19 protein-coding genes are annotated in these 17,316 nt (G+C 53.3%); 4 read left to right on the top strand and 15 right to left on the bottom strand.

The window, feature by feature from the left end; all coding sequences use genetic code 11:
• Nucleotides 1-4: 4 nt before the first annotated feature.
• The 12 genes from Q0711_RS10485 to Q0711_RS10430 form a co-directional block, all read right to left on the bottom strand.
• Nucleotides 5-190: a hypothetical protein gene (locus Q0711_RS10485; RefSeq protein ID WP_298617251.1), complete on the bottom strand. Its 186-nt coding sequence runs from the start codon at nt 188-190 to the stop codon at nt 5-7.
• Entirely contained in the window at nt 181-2,148 is a 1,968-nt protein-coding gene (gene nblS / locus Q0711_RS10480; RefSeq protein ID WP_298614270.1) for a two-component system sensor histidine kinase NblS, read from the bottom strand. The genes Q0711_RS10485 and nblS overlap by 10 nt, the downstream gene beginning before the upstream one ends.
• 46 nt (nt 2,149-2,194) lie before the next feature.
• The gene (locus Q0711_RS10475) at nt 2,195-4,726 is read right to left on the bottom strand and encodes a mannose-1-phosphate guanyltransferase (protein WP_298614268.1); all 2,532 of its coding nucleotides are present in this window, start codon (nt 4,724-4,726) and stop codon (nt 2,195-2,197) included.
• Nucleotides 4,727-4,901: 175 nt separating this feature from the next.
• Nucleotides 4,902-6,413 (bottom strand): F0F1 ATP synthase subunit alpha, encoded by a 1,512-nt coding sequence (gene atpA, locus Q0711_RS10470; protein ID WP_298614266.1) that lies wholly within the window; start codon nt 6,411-6,413, stop codon nt 4,902-4,904.
• 35 nt (nt 6,414-6,448) lie between these two features.
• Nucleotides 6,449-7,006 (bottom strand): ATP synthase F1 subunit delta, encoded by a 558-nt coding sequence (gene atpH / locus Q0711_RS10465; RefSeq protein ID WP_298614264.1) that lies wholly within the window; start codon nt 7,004-7,006, stop codon nt 6,449-6,451.
• Nucleotides 7,003-7,533 (bottom strand): F0F1 ATP synthase subunit B, encoded by a 531-nt coding sequence (locus Q0711_RS10460; protein WP_298614262.1) that lies wholly within the window; start codon nt 7,531-7,533, stop codon nt 7,003-7,005. The genes atpH and Q0711_RS10460 overlap by 4 nt, the downstream gene beginning before the upstream one ends.
• 11 nt (nt 7,534-7,544) lie before the next feature.
• Entirely contained in the window at nt 7,545-7,961 is a 417-nt protein-coding gene (locus tag Q0711_RS10455; RefSeq protein ID WP_298614260.1) for a F0F1 ATP synthase subunit B', read from the bottom strand.
• 61 nt (nt 7,962-8,022) lie between these two features.
• Nucleotides 8,023-8,271 (bottom strand): ATP synthase F0 subunit C, encoded by a 249-nt coding sequence (atpE, locus tag Q0711_RS10450; RefSeq protein WP_297050668.1) that lies wholly within the window; start codon nt 8,269-8,271, stop codon nt 8,023-8,025.
• Between the two features lie 73 nt (nt 8,272-8,344).
• Nucleotides 8,345-9,103 carry a F0F1 ATP synthase subunit A gene (gene atpB, locus Q0711_RS10445; RefSeq protein ID WP_298614257.1) on the bottom strand — a complete coding sequence of 253 codons (759 nt, stop codon included), beginning with the start codon at nt 9,101-9,103 and terminating at the stop codon, nt 8,345-8,347.
• Between the two features lie 41 nt (nt 9,104-9,144).
• The gene (locus tag Q0711_RS10440) at nt 9,145-9,636 is read right to left on the bottom strand and encodes an ATP synthase subunit I (protein ID WP_298614255.1); all 492 of its coding nucleotides are present in this window, start codon (nt 9,634-9,636) and stop codon (nt 9,145-9,147) included.
• A 3-nt stretch (nt 9,637-9,639) separates the two neighbouring features.
• Nucleotides 9,640-10,086: a ribonuclease III domain-containing protein gene (locus Q0711_RS10435; protein ID WP_298614253.1), complete on the bottom strand. Its 447-nt coding sequence runs from the start codon at nt 10,084-10,086 to the stop codon at nt 9,640-9,642.
• Between the two features lie 54 nt (nt 10,087-10,140).
• Nucleotides 10,141-10,551 carry an STAS domain-containing protein gene (locus Q0711_RS10430; RefSeq protein WP_298614251.1) on the bottom strand — a complete coding sequence of 137 codons (411 nt, stop codon included), beginning with the start codon at nt 10,549-10,551 and terminating at the stop codon, nt 10,141-10,143.
• A 384-nt stretch (nt 10,552-10,935) separates the two neighbouring features.
• On the opposite strand from Q0711_RS10430, the gene Q0711_RS10425 reads away from it, so the two are divergent.
• From Q0711_RS10425 to hemB, 4 genes are all read left to right on the top strand, one after another.
• Nucleotides 10,936-12,372, top strand: coding sequence for a deoxyribodipyrimidine photo-lyase, 8-HDF type (locus Q0711_RS10425; RefSeq protein WP_298614249.1), 1,437 nt, complete (start codon nt 10,936-10,938; stop codon nt 12,370-12,372).
• A 78-nt stretch (nt 12,373-12,450) separates the two neighbouring features.
• Nucleotides 12,451-13,275, top strand: coding sequence for a type I methionyl aminopeptidase (gene map / locus Q0711_RS10420; protein ID WP_298614248.1), 825 nt, complete (start codon nt 12,451-12,453; stop codon nt 13,273-13,275).
• Nucleotides 13,276-13,281: 6 nt separating this feature from the next.
• Nucleotides 13,282-13,830 carry an NUDIX hydrolase gene (locus tag Q0711_RS10415; RefSeq protein ID WP_298614247.1) on the top strand — a complete coding sequence of 183 codons (549 nt, stop codon included), beginning with the start codon at nt 13,282-13,284 and terminating at the stop codon, nt 13,828-13,830.
• A 161-nt stretch (nt 13,831-13,991) separates the two neighbouring features.
• Nucleotides 13,992-14,978, top strand: coding sequence for a porphobilinogen synthase (hemB, locus tag Q0711_RS10410; RefSeq protein WP_298614285.1), 987 nt, complete (start codon nt 13,992-13,994; stop codon nt 14,976-14,978).
• Here the strand turns inward: hemB and Q0711_RS10405 are convergent.
• The 3 genes from Q0711_RS10405 to Q0711_RS10395 form a co-directional block, all read right to left on the bottom strand.
• Nucleotides 14,975-15,523, bottom strand: coding sequence for an NAD(P)H-dependent oxidoreductase (locus Q0711_RS10405; protein WP_298614245.1), 549 nt, complete (start codon nt 15,521-15,523; stop codon nt 14,975-14,977). The genes hemB and Q0711_RS10405 overlap by 4 nt on opposite strands.
• 62 nt (nt 15,524-15,585) lie before the next feature.
• Nucleotides 15,586-16,620 carry a hypothetical protein gene (locus Q0711_RS10400; protein WP_298614243.1) on the bottom strand — a complete coding sequence of 345 codons (1,035 nt, stop codon included), beginning with the start codon at nt 16,618-16,620 and terminating at the stop codon, nt 15,586-15,588.
• 59 nt (nt 16,621-16,679) lie between these two features.
• The gene (locus Q0711_RS10395) at nt 16,680-17,261 is read right to left on the bottom strand and encodes a PAP/fibrillin family protein (protein WP_298614241.1); all 582 of its coding nucleotides are present in this window, start codon (nt 17,259-17,261) and stop codon (nt 16,680-16,682) included.
• Between the last annotated feature and the right edge of the window lie 55 nt (nt 17,262-17,316).

Here is a 17,316-nt window from a genome sequence, read left to right as displayed (position 1 = left end):
ATGTTTAATTATTTGGTTTTAGTTTGGTTTTAGATAGAGCAGCAAAATCAATACCAAAACCTGTACTTTCTTTCTTAAGGGCTAAGCCCAAGGGATCATTTGGCGTGAGGAGCGAGGAATTCTTGCCTTCAAATTCTAGCGGATTATTTACGGTTGTTGGCAAGGCGGGATGATGCCCCATCAATGCCAACTCTGAGCATGCTTTAAGTGGGGGGTGGCGCCATCAGGGGTATCAACGAGGGCGGACTCATCAATCGCTAGATCAAACCAAAAGGTACTGCCGACCCCCAATTCGCTAATTAAATGAATTTGTGTGTTGTGCTTGTGGATAATATCTTGAACGATGGCTAACCCCAGCCCTGTCCCCTCTAGGGTATGTACGCGATTCTCAACGCGGAAAAATCGTTCAAAAACGCGGGGTTGATCCTCTGGGGCAATGCCCATACCCGTGTCGGCCACTTCAATGCGCACCCGTTCCTGCTCTGGATCGCTGGGGGGATGCCAGACATAGGCACGAATTGTCACCCGCCCGTTTTCGGGCGTAAACTTCAAGGCATTGCCCACCAAGTTGGTGAGCGCACCCACTAGCAGATCGTAGTTACCCCAAACCGGTGGCAGCGGGTTTTCCACTTCAGCAGTGAGGGTAATGGACTTGTTGGCAGCATTGAGTTGGTAGGTGCGCATAATCTGATCAATCACCTGCGCCATCTGGACGGAGCCAAATTGATAGGGGCGACCCGATTCAAGGCGGGAAATATCGAGGAAATCGTTGACAAGACGAGTCAGGCGATCGGTTTCGTGGTTCGCGGTTTCTAGAAATTCCTGTTGTTCTTTCTCACTCAAACTACTGCCATACTCTTGAATTGTTTCAATGATGGACTTGATGTTGAATAGCGGCGTGCGCAACTCGTGGGAGACATTGCTAATCAGTTGCGCTTTGGCTTCGTTGAGTTCCACCTCACGGGTAATGTCCTGAATTGTAATCGCAATACCTTTGGGTTTTTCCCGCTGCACATCCATGACCGTTGTCAGCAGTATCCGCACCGATCGCGAGCTGGGTTCTTGCAGCGTCACCCGAAATTCTCCCCCTTCTGACTCTCCACGAGACGCCTTGTAAAGTGGGCAGGCGAGTTTTTCGCACACAGGCGCCGGAAAGCAGTTGAGGGCATTTTGACCAATGACGTTCATCCCCTCCCAATTAAAGAGACGCTGAGCCGTGGGATTGACCAGAATAATCCGCATGTCGGTATCCAGCAAAATCGCCCCATCGGCAATGGTGGACACCAAGGTATCCAGTTTGGCTTTCTCAGCTTGGAGTTCCTCAATGTTTTGGGCTTCGTAGGAGGCGAGGCGTTCAGCCATGTCATTAAAGCTGCTGATCAACTCCCCCAGTTCACCGCCAAAGGGCAGGTTAATACGTTGCTTGAAATTCCCTGCGGCAATGTTTTTTACCCCCTGCACCAATTCTTTAATCGGTTGGGTAATGGTGAGGGCATTGAAGACGCCCCCCAAAATCACCATGATCCAGAGGGAAACAAAAACGGCGATCGTTAAATCCCGCGTGAGATTAGCGGAGGTAATAAATGTTTGGTTCGGGTTAATCCCAAGCGCAACGACACCTAGGTTTTCGCCATTGAAGGTCAGAGGGACAAAGACATCGGCAACCAGGCCATTGGGGGTTCGGTGCTGGCGCACTAGGGGTTCTTGGCTGGCACGGTAGGTCTCCGGCAGTTGAATACGGCGGCGCAATGTCAGGGCGCTTTCCACTGGGGGAGCAGAGTAGGGCAGGCCATAGTAAATTTCGCCTTCGGGATCGGCGAAAAGGATGTAGCGAATACTGGCACTGCGTTCATAGAATTTACGGGAAAATTCAGCGACGGCAGCGGTATCCCCCTTAGCCACAAGGGGCGCCACATCAGCGGCTAGGAGTAACCCTAAATCGCGGCCATAGCGGGTGTCATTAAGGTGGGCATTGGTTTGAATGGTGTTCACTGCCCAAAAGGTGAGGCCACTCATGATGATGGAGACCACTAGGGTTGCTGTGGCCATGAGGCGGGTTTGAATCTTGAATTCTGACCACCAACGGGCAATTCCCCGCAATTTATCACTCCAGTCCCCTTGAGTTTTCTCCGTTTTCAAAACCACCATTGTGCCTAATGTACGAAAAATTTTCTTTGATTCTACGGGATTTTGCTTACATCTTTATTGTGGCATCTGAGAGGGGTTCCAAACGGGCAAACTCTTCAATGCGCCGACTGTAGTGCTGGAGCATTTGCTCAGCCCACTTGGCATCGGGACTGTTGACATACAGATGGATCAATGGCTCACTGGCATCGGGCAGAATCAGTACCCAGTGATCCGTATCGGGTTCACCAATTTTGACGCCGTCAATGAGACTTAAATGGTTACGGGGGTGGGTTTCCACTAGGTGACGCATCAGTGACCCTTTGGCAATCCAAGGGCAGCGAATCGGGCGGTGATAGTGGTGGACGTGGGGCAATTCTTGGCGGATTACGGTAAGGGGTTTGCCAATCAGTGCCAGCAGTTCCATCAGGGTGGCAATTGTAAACATGGCGTCAAACCCCGGATGCAGTTGCGGAAAGATAAAACCCGTTTCTGCACAACCGCCGAGAACAACGCCACTGTGGTGTTGACAGGCTTCCATGAGATCGGTGGGGTTAGTACGACTGCGAATAATCTGTCCGCCCTGCTGGCGGGCGATCGCCTCCACAGCACTAGAGGTGGTGACTGGCACCACCACCGTCCCCCCCGGTTGGGTCAAAAGCATTAAGTAGGTCATCAAAGCCGTGAGTTCCTGATCGCTAAACACTTGACCGGCATTGTCCACCAATGTCAAGCGTTCGCCATTGGCTGAGACTTGGACTCCTAAACTGGCGGAAAGGGCGGTCACCACCTGTCCCAGTTCCCGCAGCAGCCGCTGTCGTTCAAGAATATTTAGAGGAGTTGGATGCAGGGTGGCATTGAGTACAACAGCATCACAGCCGAATTTACTGAGAATCTGGGGCAAGACCACGCCGGAGACGGCATAGGCGTAGTCAATGACAATTTTGGCCGAATTCCCACAAAAAAGCTGCGTATTTAGCCACTTTTCAAAGCCTTGGGCATAGGCAGCCACACAGGTGTTGGGATGGGTCATGACACCAATGTCCACAAGCAGGGCACGGCGAATCTCTTCACGGAAGAAGGCGGTCTCAATTTGCCGCTCTTTGGCTTTGCTCAAGTTGATGCCCTTGTGGTCAAAAAACTCAATTAAAAGGTGATCGGCGCGATCAGGATGGGCACGCACATGAATGCCCCCACTTGCCGAAAGGGTTTGTGCCGCAAAGCGGGCAATCGGCAGAGCGATCGCCTCTAAATTGAGGACATGAATCCCTACCGACATCAGCCCCGACATCAGGGCATAGGCCACCATCCGCGATACATTGCGTTGATCCCGCGAGACAATGACACTGGTTCCCGGCTCTAGGGTAGAGGCATAGGCTGCCGCCAGCCGCACGGCAAATTCCGGGGTAATGTCCACATTGGCCACACCGGCCACACCCCGCTGACCAAAGAGATAGCGCTGCCCTGTTGTGCCCCAGATCAGGCTTTCATTCACAATGGCGCCCGCTTCAATGCGTTTTCCCGGCCAGAGCCGCACCCCCCGACTTAGGCTGGCTTCCTCACCTACCACACAGCGACTGCCAACAACGACCCCTTCATGCAGCCTTACATGGCGATCCACATGGACATGGCGCGCCAAAACGCAATGCTCCAGTTCACTCTCATCCCCAATAAAACAACCACTCCATGCCACCACTGAGCGCAAGCAACTGCCATTGCCAACAATCACGTTATCCCCCAAAACCGTCCCTGCGCCAAGGGTGGCTCCCTTACCAAAGCGACAGTTATTTCCCAAGACCAGTGGCCCTTGTAGCTGAACCGTCTGGGGTAAGGTGGTGTTGTGCCCTACCCATATTTGCGGCTGAATTTCGTGCCCCTGAATCTCCAAGTGGACACGGCCATAGAGGGCATCCTGTTGCACCTGTTGATAGGTTTGCAAACTGCCAACATCGCACCAGTAGGCGTCTGTAATGTAGCCATACATCGGCACGTCCGCCTGCAACAGCAACGGAAACAGATCCCGGGAAAAATCTCGCTCCATGCCGCCACTCAAGTAATCCATGACCGTGGGGCTGAGGATGTAGATGCCTGTATTCACCGTATCCGTAAACACTTCCCCTGCCGAGGGCTTTTCCAGAAACCGCCGTACCCGCCCATCACTATCGGTAAAGACAATGCCAAACTCCTTGGGCTGAGGCACACGGGTAAGAATAAGAGTCACCGGAGCGCCGTGCTGCTGATGAAAACGCAGGGCATCGGTTAAATCCACATCGGTAATGCTATCGCCACTGACTACCAGAAAGGGATCCGTTAGCAACGCGGCAATGTTTTTCACCGAACCTGCCGTGCCAAGGGGCTGCTCTTCCTCAACGACATAGCTCAGGTGCACGCCAAACTCATTCCCATCGCCAAAATAGTCCCGCACCACATCGGGGAGATAGTGCAGCGTCATTACCACATCATCAAGGCTATGGCGGCGCAGGAGATTGAGAATGTGCTCGGCAATGGGGCGATTGACCACCGGCACCATGGGCTTGGGTAGATCACAGGTGAGGGGACGCAGCCGAGTACCACTCCCCCCCGCCATCAGGACGACACGCACTGTTTTCTCCTTTGTCAAACCTTGCCCTAGAATCCCAGTGTAGGAGAAGAGGGAAGGCTCAGGGGGATAGCTTAGGAAACTGCAATCATTTTTGACACTCAAGACTCTGCTGCCTATAAAAAAACCTACCCTTGGTGGAGGGCAGGTTCAGAGTGACAATACGAGGCGATCGCGCCTAGGCAGTAAAGCCAGCTTTGTATTCGGCGATCGCTTCTTTCAAGAGCGCTTCCGCTTTTTCATCCAGTTTTTGGGTGGTACGGATAATTTCGCCGTATTCCGGCTTGCTTGTGTGCAGGTAGTCCCGCAGGCCGGCAACAAACTTGGCCACTGCCTCAACGGGAATATCGTCCAGGTAGCCGTTGGTCCCCGCGTAAATGGTGGCCACTTGGTATTCCACGGGAATTGGCGAGTATTGGGGCTGCTTGAGAATCTCCCGCAGCCGTTGACCCCGCGCCAGTTGGTTTTGGGTGGCTTTATCCAAGTCGGAGGCAAACTGGGCAAAGGCTTGCAGTTCGTCAAATTGCGCCAGCTCCAGCTTCAGTTTCCCCGCCACCTGCTTCATGGCTTTGATTTGAGCAGCAGACCCCACCCGTGACACGGAAATCCCCGCGTTGATGGCAGGACGCAAGCCGGCGTTGAAGAGATCCGAGGAGAGGAAAATTTGACCGTCGGTAATGGAGATAACATTAGTGGGAATGTAAGCAGACACGTCGCCGGCTTGGGTTTCCACAATCGGGAGGGCCGTCATACTGCCACCCCCCAACGCATCGTTAAGTTTGGCGGCACGCTCCAGCAGGCGAGAGTGGAGATAGAACACATCCCCTGGATAGGCTTCACGACCGGGGGGACGCCGCAGGAGCAGCGACATTTGGCGGTAGGCTTGCGCCTGTTTGGAGAGGTCGTCATAGACAACAAGGGTGTGCTTGCCTTGGTACATGAAGTACTCGGCAATGGTGGCACCGGTGTAGGGGGCAAGATACTGCAAGGCGGCTGGATCACTGGCGTTGGCGGCAATCACAATTGTGTAGTCTAGGGCACCCCGCTCCCGCAGCACGTTCACCACTTGAGCCACACTGGAGGCCTTTTGACCAATGGCCACATAGACGCAAATCACGTCTTGGCCTTTTTGGTTCAGAATCGTGTCAACGGCAACAGCGGTTTTCCCCGTCTGGCGATCGCCAATGATCAGTTCCCGCTGCCCGCGCCCAATGGGAATCATGGCATCAATGGCCGTAATCCCCGTTTGCAATGGCTCACACACCGATTTGCGCTGGACAATGCCGGGGGCGGGGGATTCAATCAGGCGAGTTGCCGTGGTGTGGATCTCCCCTTTACCATCAATGGGGCGCACCAAGGCATCTACTACGCGGCCAATCACTGCCTCCCCTACCGGCACAGAGGCAATTCTGCCGGTGGCGCGCACCGTACTGCCTTCCTCGATCCCCAGGCCGTCGCCCATCAGCACCACACCCACGTTATCTTCTTCGAGGTTGAGGGCAATCCCCACGGTGCCGTCTTCAAATTCCACCAATTCTGAGGCCATCACTTTGTCGAGGCCATAGACACGGGCAATACCATCGCCCACCTGCAAGACAGTACCGACATTATCGACTTTGATCGACTGTTCGTACTGCTCGATTTGTTGGCGAATAATGCTACTGATTTCGTCGGGTCGGATACTTACCATAGAAGTCGCTCTCAAGGGTTGAACAGTTTACAAAGTTAGGCGGATTGCGCCAAGGTGAGACTGAGGCGGCGGAGTTGACCCCGCAGGCTGGCATCAAAGATTTGGGAACCCACTTTAATCACCACGCCCCCAATCAGTTCGGGATCGCAAGCAGTGACAAGCTCCACATCGGCAGCACCGGTCATGGCTTTGACCTTTTCCACCACTGCCCGGCGTTGGTCAGCGTTGAGTTCGACAGCACTGGTCACTTCCGCCAAGACCACATTGCGAAGCTTGCGCACAAGGGCACGATACTGCTCGCAAATGGGGCCAAGAAAGTTAATTCGCCGCCGATCCACAAGCAACATCAAGAAGTTGAGGAAGTAACCGTGTACCTTATCCACGGTCAACTGCCGCAGCACGTTCTTTTTGGCCTCAGCCTTAATCAGTGGATTTGCCAGAAACTGTTGCAGTTCACTGGAGTTGGCCAAAAGTTCCAGAATTAACTGCGTATCCTGCTGAAACTGATCGATAAGGTTGTGGGCTTGCGCCAGCGACAGCAGCGCCTCGGCATAGGGTTCAACAACTTCACCACGGACAGTGGTCTGCATCATTTGCCTCCTAGTAGGGCAATACTGCGATCAACAAGGGTGCGCTGAAGGTCTGGATTTTGGCTCAAACGCGCTTTGAGTTGGTTTTCGGCCTCTGCAAGTGCCATAGCGGCAATCCGCTCGCGAATTTCAGCGATCGCCCGCTCGGTGGCAGCAGTTGTATCTTGGGAAGCAGCTTCCTTCAGGCGCTCAATTTCGCGCTTGGCTTGGGCAATAAGTTCTTCCTTTACAGCCTTGGCACGGGCAAGGGCATCTTCGCGGATGCGTTGCGCTTCCTGTTTGGCCTGAGCGAGTTGTTGCTGAGCTTCCGCAAGGCGGGCAGCCGCCTCTTTCTGGCGTTCTTCGGCGTCCGCAAGGGCAGCGGCAATCTGTTGCTGGCGATCGCCCAAGGTTTTACCGAGGACACCCCGGCCAAAGTACACCAATACCCCAATCAGGATGGCAAGGTTGATCACATTGGTTTCGAGCAAATTGGTGTTCAGACCAAAGTGCCCCATCTCTTCCATTGCCAATAGAAATCCTGCGTCCATGACCCACACTCCTAGGCCAGTAATTTTGCTAATAACTGTTCACTCAAGCTGGCAACTTGACCCTCAAGCGCCTGCAGTGTCGCCTGTTTTTCCTGATCGATCTCTGCTTGAATCTTGAGTAATTCTGCCTGCACGGCCTGCTGTGCTTCGGCAATTTCGGCGGTGGCAATTTTTTGTGCCTCGGCTCTGGCCTCTTCAATCAGGGCTTGGGCTTGGCGACGGGTACTGGCCAATTCCTGCTCATACTGCTGAGCCAGTTCAGTGGCCTGTTGCAACCGCTCCTTAGCTTGCTGCAAATTGGTTCGGATATACTCATCCCGATTGTCCAATGCCTGACCCAAGGGCTTGTACAGCAATGCATTCAGAATGAGGGTCAAGATTAGGAATTGCACAGCCATCAGGGGTAGGGTGGCATCAAAATCAAACATCAGCCTCTCCAGAATGGGGGATCGGGGGAAAGCTCATCCAAGCCTCCCCCACTGGGGTTAATTAGGATGCAAAGGGGTTGGCAAACAGGAGCACCAGTGCAATCACCAGACCATAGATGGTCAGGGACTCCATGAATGCAAGGGTCAGCAGCAGGGTACCGCGAATTTTACCTTCCGCTTCCGGTTGCCGCGCAATCCCTTCTAGAGCTTGACCAGAAGCATTCCCTTGGGCAAGGCCGGGTCCTAGAGAAGCCAAGCCAACGGCCAGAGCAGCAGCCAAAACAGAAGCAGAAGCGACTAACGGATCCATAGTTGATTTCCTCGAGACATAGTAGGACGAAAAAAAATTTCCAGAGATAACAATAGCAGGGGATGTACCCCTTTTAGGAGTGAGCCTCTTCGTGCTCGCCGCCATGCCCCTCCATGGCCTCCCCGATATAGGTGGCTGCGAGGGTGGCAAACACAAGGGCCTGAATGGCGCTGGTAAAAAGTCCCAAGGCCATCACGGGCAAGGGCACAAACAAGGGCACCAGCAACACCAAAACCCCCACCACCAATTCATCCGCCAAGATGTTGCCAAAAAGACGGAAGCTCAGGGAAAGAGGTTTTGTGAAATCCTCCAGGATGGCGATGGGAAGCAATACAGGCGTTGGCTCAATGTACTTGGTGAAATACTTTAGCCCCCGCTTGCGTAACCCGGCATAGAAATAGGCCAAGGAGACCAGCAAGGCCAAGGCTACAGTGGTATTGATGTCATTGGTGGGTGCTGCCAGCTCCCCTTCTGGCAGTTCAATGAGTTTCCACGGTACCAATGCCCCTGACCAGTTACAAACAAAAATGAACAGGAACAGTGTCCCCACAAAGGGAACCCAAGCTCGGTATTCGTGCTCACCCATTTGGCTCTTGGTCAAGTCGCGGATGAATTCCAGTGCGTACTCCATTAGGTTTTGAATACCACTGGGCACCCGTTCAATCCTTCGCGAGGCGGCAAAGGCCGCCGCAATTAAGATGGCCATTACGAACCAAGTGGTGATGAACACTTGACCGTGAACTCTCAAGTTGCCAATGTGCCAGTAAAAATGGTGCCCTACCTCTAGCTTGGCAAAGGGAAGAGCTGTCCACAAGTGTATCAAAGGCATCATGCCTCCGCGCTCGGTTGTCTAAGCACTACAGTGAGCCAGTGTTAAGGGGACGGCAAAACCGTACGAAACATATAGACCAGAATGGCCGCTTTGTAGGTTAAGAACCCCAAGAACACCGGAATGATATGCAGCTCTTGCCAACGGGCTGCCAAAATAATCACAACCACAACGACAAGGAGCTGTGTTTTTACTAGTTTTTTATGGCCATTTCCTAGGCGCTCCACACTGCGGGCCAGGAGCCGCAGATAAATGAGGCTTGCCCCTGCCCCCAAAAGGTAATTCAATGCTGTGTTAAGGCCGTAAATGAGCCAGACCGCTCCAAAGGCGATCGCCGTCAGCACTAGGCTCGTCGTGAATAATTCGCGACAGAGTTGGTAAAACTCCACCATCGAGCCGCCCTTGGTGGGGGAATGGGCAACGGTTGATGGAGCAGGGGGTGCTGAAGCAGAATCGGGAACGGTCACAGCAGAATAGGGAGCATCCGAGGATGCCTTGAACTGGCCACTAAGCATCCTATCACGCAGGGGTGACATTCATTACGTGATGCTCCTATCCTCTATATTGCTGTTGGCTTCGCTACGAATGTATCCCTCCAGGAGTTGAAAAATCTCCCGTAGGCGTTGCGGATTGGTGAGGTACAGGTATCCCAGTAGGGCTTCAAAGCCGGTGGCTTGGCGGTAAATTTTTGCGGCAACTCGCTTCGGGCCATCGGCAGCCGCATTGCGACCCTGGCGAAAAATTGAGCGTTCTGTTTCGCTGCAATGCTCCCAAAGGAAGTCCATATAGCGGGCTTGACTTTCGGCTCGCACATGCGCCACCACTTGGCGGTGGTAGGTATTGATGCGTTGGGGCGGGCTTAAAAAAAGCCAGCGAATAAAGAGTTCATAAACGGCGTCACCAAAGTAGGCCAAGGCTGCCGGCGGCAGTTGATGGGCGGGAATTTTGGGGGGGACAAGGGGCAATAGTTCCGCAGAGTCAAACATGACGTTTTAACAAAGGCACCCCCCTTGGTTGTACCATGCGCAGAGCTGAAGTGTTTAAGAATGGGGTTTCCCTGTAATTTGGGCGATCGCTGTCGCCAGATCCGGCTGAAGGGATAAAAAGTTTTCTAAACGAACCAGTTTGACAGTTTGAGTAACACGGGGGTTGGTGACAATTTGCAGTTGACCCTGATGCTCTTGGGCTTTTTTGGCCAGTTGTACCAAAATGCCGAGGCCAGAGCTGTCAATAAATTCAATTTTTGAAAGATCCAAGATGACGTTGGCAGGCCCATCGTCAAAACACTTGCTAATGACCTTGCGAAAGGCCGACTCAGAAAACGCATCAATGAGACCCGTCAGGCGAAACACTTGATAGTTCTCGCGAATCTCGCGGGTACCCCTTAGGCTTTGGGTCAGGGCAAGTGGTTCAGAAATGAGAGCCTCCTTTGCCGATAACTGGACACACAAAACGGTAGAAGATAAGTATAAATAAACGTGGCATGGTTGTCTATGACCTCATGGACTGCTCAACAAAAGTTTGGAAGCGCAGGAAGCGGTTTGCCAAAATCGGATCAGGGATTACCCCAATGAGATTATCTAAACTCTTGGTAAGCCCTCTGAGCAGCAGCAGTCTTGGATGGCTGGGGTTGCCCATTTTGGCTCAAGAAACGCCGGCGGCGACCTATCCTCCGCAGGCATCGCTATTGCACTTGCCTGATTAACCGCCTCTAAGAAAAAATGAGCTATGGGGAATTTTAGAAAATTAGTCCCGACAATGAACTGCCGCCAGTTAAGACGGCAGCGAACGAATGTAGTGGTGCCATTTTCTAGTGCACCTGGGATGGAAGGGCAATGAGCCTCCGCCTCTTTTGGCATCGTCGCGATCTGCGCCTGAGGGACAGTGTGGGATTGGCGGCTGCCTACGCTCACACCTCAAAAGTGGTCGGTGTTTTCTGTTTTGATCCCGCGATTCTCAGCGCTGCAGATATTGCAGCAGTGCGAGTTGCCTACCTTGTAGGGTGCCTACAGGCCTTGCAGGAGGCCTATCGGCGGGCAGGGGGGAGCTTTTTGATTTTCCGTGGTGATCCCCGTCAAATCTTGCCCCAGGTGGCCAGTGGCCTAGGGGCGGTGGCGGTGCATTGGCATGAGGATGTCGAACCCTATGGTCGCGATCGCGATCGCGCGGTGGCTGCCGCCCTTAAAGAAAAGGGAATTGCCGTGGAAACGGCTTGGGATCAGCTCCTGCATCCCCCGGAGGCCGTACAAACAAAACAGGGACAGCCCTACACCGTCTATTCCCCTTTTTGGCGCAACTGGTCAAGCCTCCCTAAACCAGCGCCTGTTTCTGCCCCCAGCTACCTTGAACCCCTCAGCGACACCGAACAGGCAAAGGCAGCAAGCCTAGGGGCGATTTCCCTCCCCACCGCCAAGGACTTGGGATTTCCTTGGTCAGGAGAACTCATCCTTGCTCCCGGTGAAGCCGCTGCCCAAGCGCAACTGGAGACATTTATTAACCAGCACATTCAAGACTATGGCGAGCAGCGCAACTATCCCGCCCAGCCGGGAACCTCTCTGCTCAGTCCTGCCCTCAAGTTCGGGGTCATTGGTATTCGCCAAGTCTGGGCAGCGAGTCAAGCCGCCATGGCCGCAGCCCGCAGTGAAGAGGCACAAATGAGTATTCGCACGTGGCAACAGGAATTGGCTTGGCGCGAGTTTTATCAGCATGCCCTTTACTGGTTCCCTCACTTGGCGGAGCGTCCGCACCGCGAGGGCTTTGCCACTTTTCCTTGGGTGAATAACCCAGAACACTTTGCCGCTTGGTGTGAAGGCCGCACAGGCTATCCGATTGTGGATGCGGCAATGCGTCAACTCAACGAAACCGGCTGGATGCACAACCGCTGCCGCATGATTGTAGCCAGTTTCCTCACCAAGGATTTGATCATCAATCCCCAGTGGGGTGAGCAGTACTTCATGCAAAACCTGATTGATGGTGACTTGGCAGCCAACAATGGCGGGTGGCAATGGAGTGCCTCCAGTGGTATGGATCCAAAACCGCTGCGGATTTTTAACCCAGCCAGCCAAGCGCAAAAGTTTGATCCTGAAGCGGAGTACATTCGCCGTTGGCTGCCGGAATTGAAATCCCTAGACACCGCAGCTCTGGTCACCGGCAACATTTCTCCCCTCGAGCGGCAGCGCTGCGGCTATCCCTTGCCTATTGTGGATCATGCCCAGCAGCAGCGGCGATTTAAGCAACTCTATCAAGAGCATTTTCGTTCACCCATCGTTTAAGCATAAAACTGATGTTCCCCTGATCAGCACAACAGCGTTATCCTGAAAAAGAACAATTTTTGCGGTTGCATCGCGCCCATGAATATCCTTGGTAGTTTGCTCACTCCCCCCACTCCCCCTGTTCAAACCCGTCCCCGTCGTGGTATTGAGATTAAGTCCAAGCGCGAAATTGAGATCATGCGCCAAGCCTCGCGCATTGTGGCGACGGTGCTCAAGGAAATTTCCCAGATGATTGAGCCGGGCATGACAACAGCAGATCTCGATGCCTATGCCGAAAAGCGGATTCGGGAAATGGGAGCCACGCCAAGCTTCAAAGGCTATCACGGCTTTCCCGCTTCGATTTGTGCCTGTATCAATAACGAAGTGGTGCATGGCATCCCCAGCCCCCGCAAAGTCATCCGCAATGGCGACATTGTTAAGATTGACACCGGTGCCTACTACAACGGCTTCCATGGGGACTCCTGCATTACGATTCCGGTGGGGGAAATCTCCGAGGAGGCTGCCCGGCTGGTGAAAGTGGCTGAGGAAGCGCTCTACCGAGGCATTGAGCAAGTCAAGGAAGGGAACTATCTCATGGATTTGGCCGGTGCCATTCAAGATTATGTGGAAGCCAATGGCTTTGTGGTGGTGGAAGACTTTACCGGCCATGGGGTGGGGCGCAATCTCCACGAGGAACCCTCGGTGTTTAACTTCCGCACCAACGAACTTAAGAATGTGCGGCTGCGGGCAGGCATGACCTTGGCCATTGAACCGATTGTCAACGCAGGGTCAAAACAGGTGCGCATTTTGCGCGATCGCTGGACCGCCGTCACAGTGGACAATTCTCTTTCTGCCCAATTTGAGCACACGGTCTTGGTGACGAAAACGGGCTATGAAATCCTCACGGATCGCACCCTTGTCTAAAACCCTATGACTAAAATTCCTTCCGAAGTCCTCGCGCGCCACTGCTTTTGCCGCAGTCGTAAATTTACCTTTGAGGTCAATCAATATCGCCTTCCCCATGGCTCTATCTCCATTTTGGGAACGGTGCGGCATCCGGGGGGTGCGTTGGCTGTGCCTGTCACCCCAGAGGGAAATCTCATTCTAGTCAAACAATACCGCTTTGCCACGGAGGAATATTTGCTGGAGTTTCCGGCGGGCACCGTTGAGGATCAGGAAAAGCCCCTTGCCACGATTGAGCGGGAGATTGAGGAAGAGACGGGCTACCGTGCCCATCACTGGCAAAAACTAGGGGAATTTTACATTGCCCCCGGCTATTCCGATGAAGTGATCTACGCCTATTTGGCCACCCAACTGGAGAAACTGGAGGCACCCCCACCGCAGGATGCCGATGAGCACATTGAAATTGTTGAATTTTCTCTACCGGAGCTGACCGCAGCAATTCACAGTGGTTACGTGAAAGATGCCAAGACAGTTACCAGCTTTTATTTGGCATTGCCCTATCTTCAGTCCGCTTAAGCAATTAAATTGTGCGTAAATCTTTGTAAGCACCCTGCCCCTGTCGCGGTCTTGCCCCCTGAAGGTGAGATAATTTTGAAGTAATCCAAGGGTTGGACGGGCTGATTAGCAGCCGTTTCAGTGGGAACATGAACATTGAATGAGTGTTTGAGCGTTGCATGATGGAGCTAACCTACCGGCCTCGCCGTTTACGCCGCACGGCTCAAATTCGTCGCTTGGTGCGCGAGCACACCTTAACCACGGCAGATTTGATCTATCCGGTCTTTGTCATGGAGGGGGAAGATCAGGTGCAGGAAGTCCCCTCGATGCCCGACTGCTATCGCTATACGCTGGATCGTCTGATTTTAGAACTGAAGGAGGTCTGTGCCTTAGGCATTGGGGCGATCGCCCTCTTTCCCGTCGTTCCTGAACACCTCAAGGACAATGCCGGTACCGAAAGCTACAATCCCGATGGCCTTGTCCAGCGATCAGTGCGAGCCATTAAGGCTGTCTTACCTGACCTGCTGATCTTTACCGATGTGGCTCTGGATCCCTACAGCAGCGAAGGCCACGATGGCATTGTCAAAGATGGTGAAATCCTCAATGACGAAACGGTGGAGGTCTTGGTCAAACAGGCGGTAAGTCAAGCTGCTGCTGGTGCTGATTTTGTTGCCCCGTCGGATATGATGGATGGCCGTGTCGGTGCCATTCGGGCGGGTTTGGATGCCGCAGGCTATACCCATGTGGGAATTCTTGCCTACTCGGCTAAATACGCCTCCGCCTACTATGGCCCTTTTCGGGATGCCTTGGACTCGGCACCCAAGTTTGGCGATAAAAAAACCTACCAAATGGATCCCGCCAATGTCCGCGAAGCAGTGCGGGAAGTTAGCCTCGATATTGAGGAGGGGGCAGATCTGGTAATGGTGAAACCTGCCCTTGCCTACATGGATGTGATTGCCCAACTGAAGCAGGTGAGCGATGTTCCCGTTGCCGCCTACAACGTTTCTGGGGAGTACGCCATGGTGAAAGCCGCTGCCCGCAACGGTTGGATTGATGAGAAAAAAGTGGTGCTGGAAACCCTGCTTGGCTTCAAGCGGGCGGGTGCCGATGTGATTCTCACCTACCATGCCAAGCAAGTGGCGCAGTGGCTGCAAGCAGGGGTGGATTAGCTATTGGCTTCTCGCAGCTTGCGCGTGGTTTGAATCCAACTGGCAATCATTTTGTCCAGTCGCTCTTCCAGCTTGGCATCCTTCAATTGCCCCGCCGCTGTAAAGGCTTGCCACGCTTGACCAATGGCCACTTGTTCGGGAATGACCCAAGCATGCACCCAGCGCAAAATTACCCGCAGATCGTTGAGGGCATTGCTGTTGGCTTGGCCGCCGAGGACACTGATCATCGCGACCACTTTGCCGCTGAGATGTTCAAAACTAAGGAGGTCTAGGGAGTTTTTCAGGACACCGCTGACACTGCCGTGGTACTCCGGTGTTACTAACAAAATCCCATCGGCTTCCTTGACCTTGGCGCGAAAGGTGTCCACATCTGGGTAGTCAGGATAGCTCTCGGCGCCGGTGCAAAACGGGAGACTCATTTGGCGTAAATCCAGACGTTCAACGGTGACTCCCTGGACGGCTGCTTTGGCAATGGCAGCATCTAAAGCGCTTTGGGAGTAGGAACCCTCCCGCAGACTCCCTGCCCAACCAATGAATTTGAGCATAAGCAAACTTGTAATGACTATGGATTATTATACAAAATTTAGGTTTTGGGCAAACATCTGCCCTAAGAAGGAACCTCACCGAGGGAAATGCAGCCGCCGGTGGCTATTTGGGCGATGACTCGCTGCAACTGCGCAAGCGATCGCTCAGCCTCGGTGTAGCGATCTTTCCAGTGTTGGATCGCAGTTTCCTGCTCTCGTGCCTGCTGCGCCTGATGGAGAATTTGCTCTTGAAGTTCAGCAATTTGCGCTTCTAGGTGTTGCAGGCGTTCCTGTTGCTGATCGGTGCGCGCCTGCAGTTCTTGGTTGTAGTGTTGGGCAGTCATATATTGCAGGCGCTGTTGCTGATACTCCCGTTCCAGTTCTTGTAACTTAGTTTGAGTTTTGAGCAGCGTTTTACTCAGTCCCTGAATGACGTTGTTTTTGTTCTCCTGGGATCCTTGAGCCTGTTGCAGCGCACTGATGACCCGTTCTTGGGTTTCAATTAAGTGGTTGGCTTGGGTGAGGCGACGGTTCAGATCATCAATTTGTGTTTGGCGATCGCCCAGCTCTAGACATGCCTGCTCAAGGCGGGTTTGCAGCAGACTTTTTTCTTCTTGGACTTGGCGCAGTTGGGATTCAAGGAGTTGGCATTCCTGTTCCCGTTGTCGGAGAAGGCGATGGCTGTTCACCAATTTGGCTTCGAGGGCATCTTGAGCTTTGAGTAGCCGCTCCACCTCCCGATGGAGGTACTCAATCTCCGTTTGTGATTGCTGAAGAATGGTTTCCAAGGATTGGCGATGGTGGCTCATTTCGGCCAACTCCTGGGCACAGGTGGCTTGGGAGCGCAATTGTTCTTGAAGAGCAACGATTGCCTGTTGTTGAATCTGAGCCATTTCCTCAGTGCGAGCCAGTAAATCCTCAAGAAACGCCTGATTGCGCAGTTGTTGTTTTAGTTCATTGATATAGTGCTGGCATTGATCGATGGCTTGCTCTAAATGCTGAATGCGCCGCTGGCTATTCTCACCCTCTGAATCAGTGACCGGTGAGCTTTCCGCCGCAGGCTCAGAAATTATCGGATTCCATGGAAAACTAAGTTGCTTGGGGGGCGGTGTTTCCATTGCAGGGGATGGGAGAAGAATGCCACTCTTCCTTAGTCTAACGGCACAGGGAATTGCCGCTATATTCGGGTCAAGACAAAGAGGCTACCTTCATTGCCTCGGGCAATGCGCAAATCCTCATCGAGGTAGGTAATGTCCAGCCAACCCTGTTGAGCATTGCTATTGAGGGGCACATCTAGGGCAAGCAGCGGCTGACGGCGGTGGAGTTGGGGAATGAATTGGGAAGGCGAGTAGTAATTCAACCACTGACGCAGGCCAACAATGAAGCGCTCAAAGTACACCTGCACCCGTTGTGATGTCAAGGGTTCAAACCGTGCCAACACACTGATAATGCCCTCAAGGAAGGGCAAGCCATACAATTCGGCGATATTGTAGATGCACTGCTGTTGCGGCCGAATGCACTGATAGATTTGCCCCAGCTTTAGGACAGGAGAGCGATCTAAAGAGAGAAGAGCCTGACTACTGGTGTAGATCAGTCGCCAATCCCCGGCCAGTTTTTCAGGGGCATTGAGGGGATCTGGCGTGGGATTGATGGCCTCAAGGGAGGTGGCAAGGGCGGCCACCTGTTTGCGATCGCGAGGGGTAGCTAGAATACCTCGATTCAGGCCAGCGATCGCCATTAACAATTCTGTTTTCGCCACTGTTTACCCCTCCTTAGGAAGGAAACTTTTTGGCTCCGACGGGTTGCGCCAAGAC

The sequence above is a fragment of the uncultured Thermosynechococcus sp. genome (assembly GCF_937958135.1).
In the GTDB taxonomy this organism is placed as follows: domain Bacteria; phylum Cyanobacteriota; class Cyanobacteriia; order Thermosynechococcales; family Thermosynechococcaceae; genus Thermosynechococcus.
The sequence above is the reverse complement of the archived record's forward strand: the minus strand, read 5'-3'. Positions and strand labels throughout refer to the sequence as shown.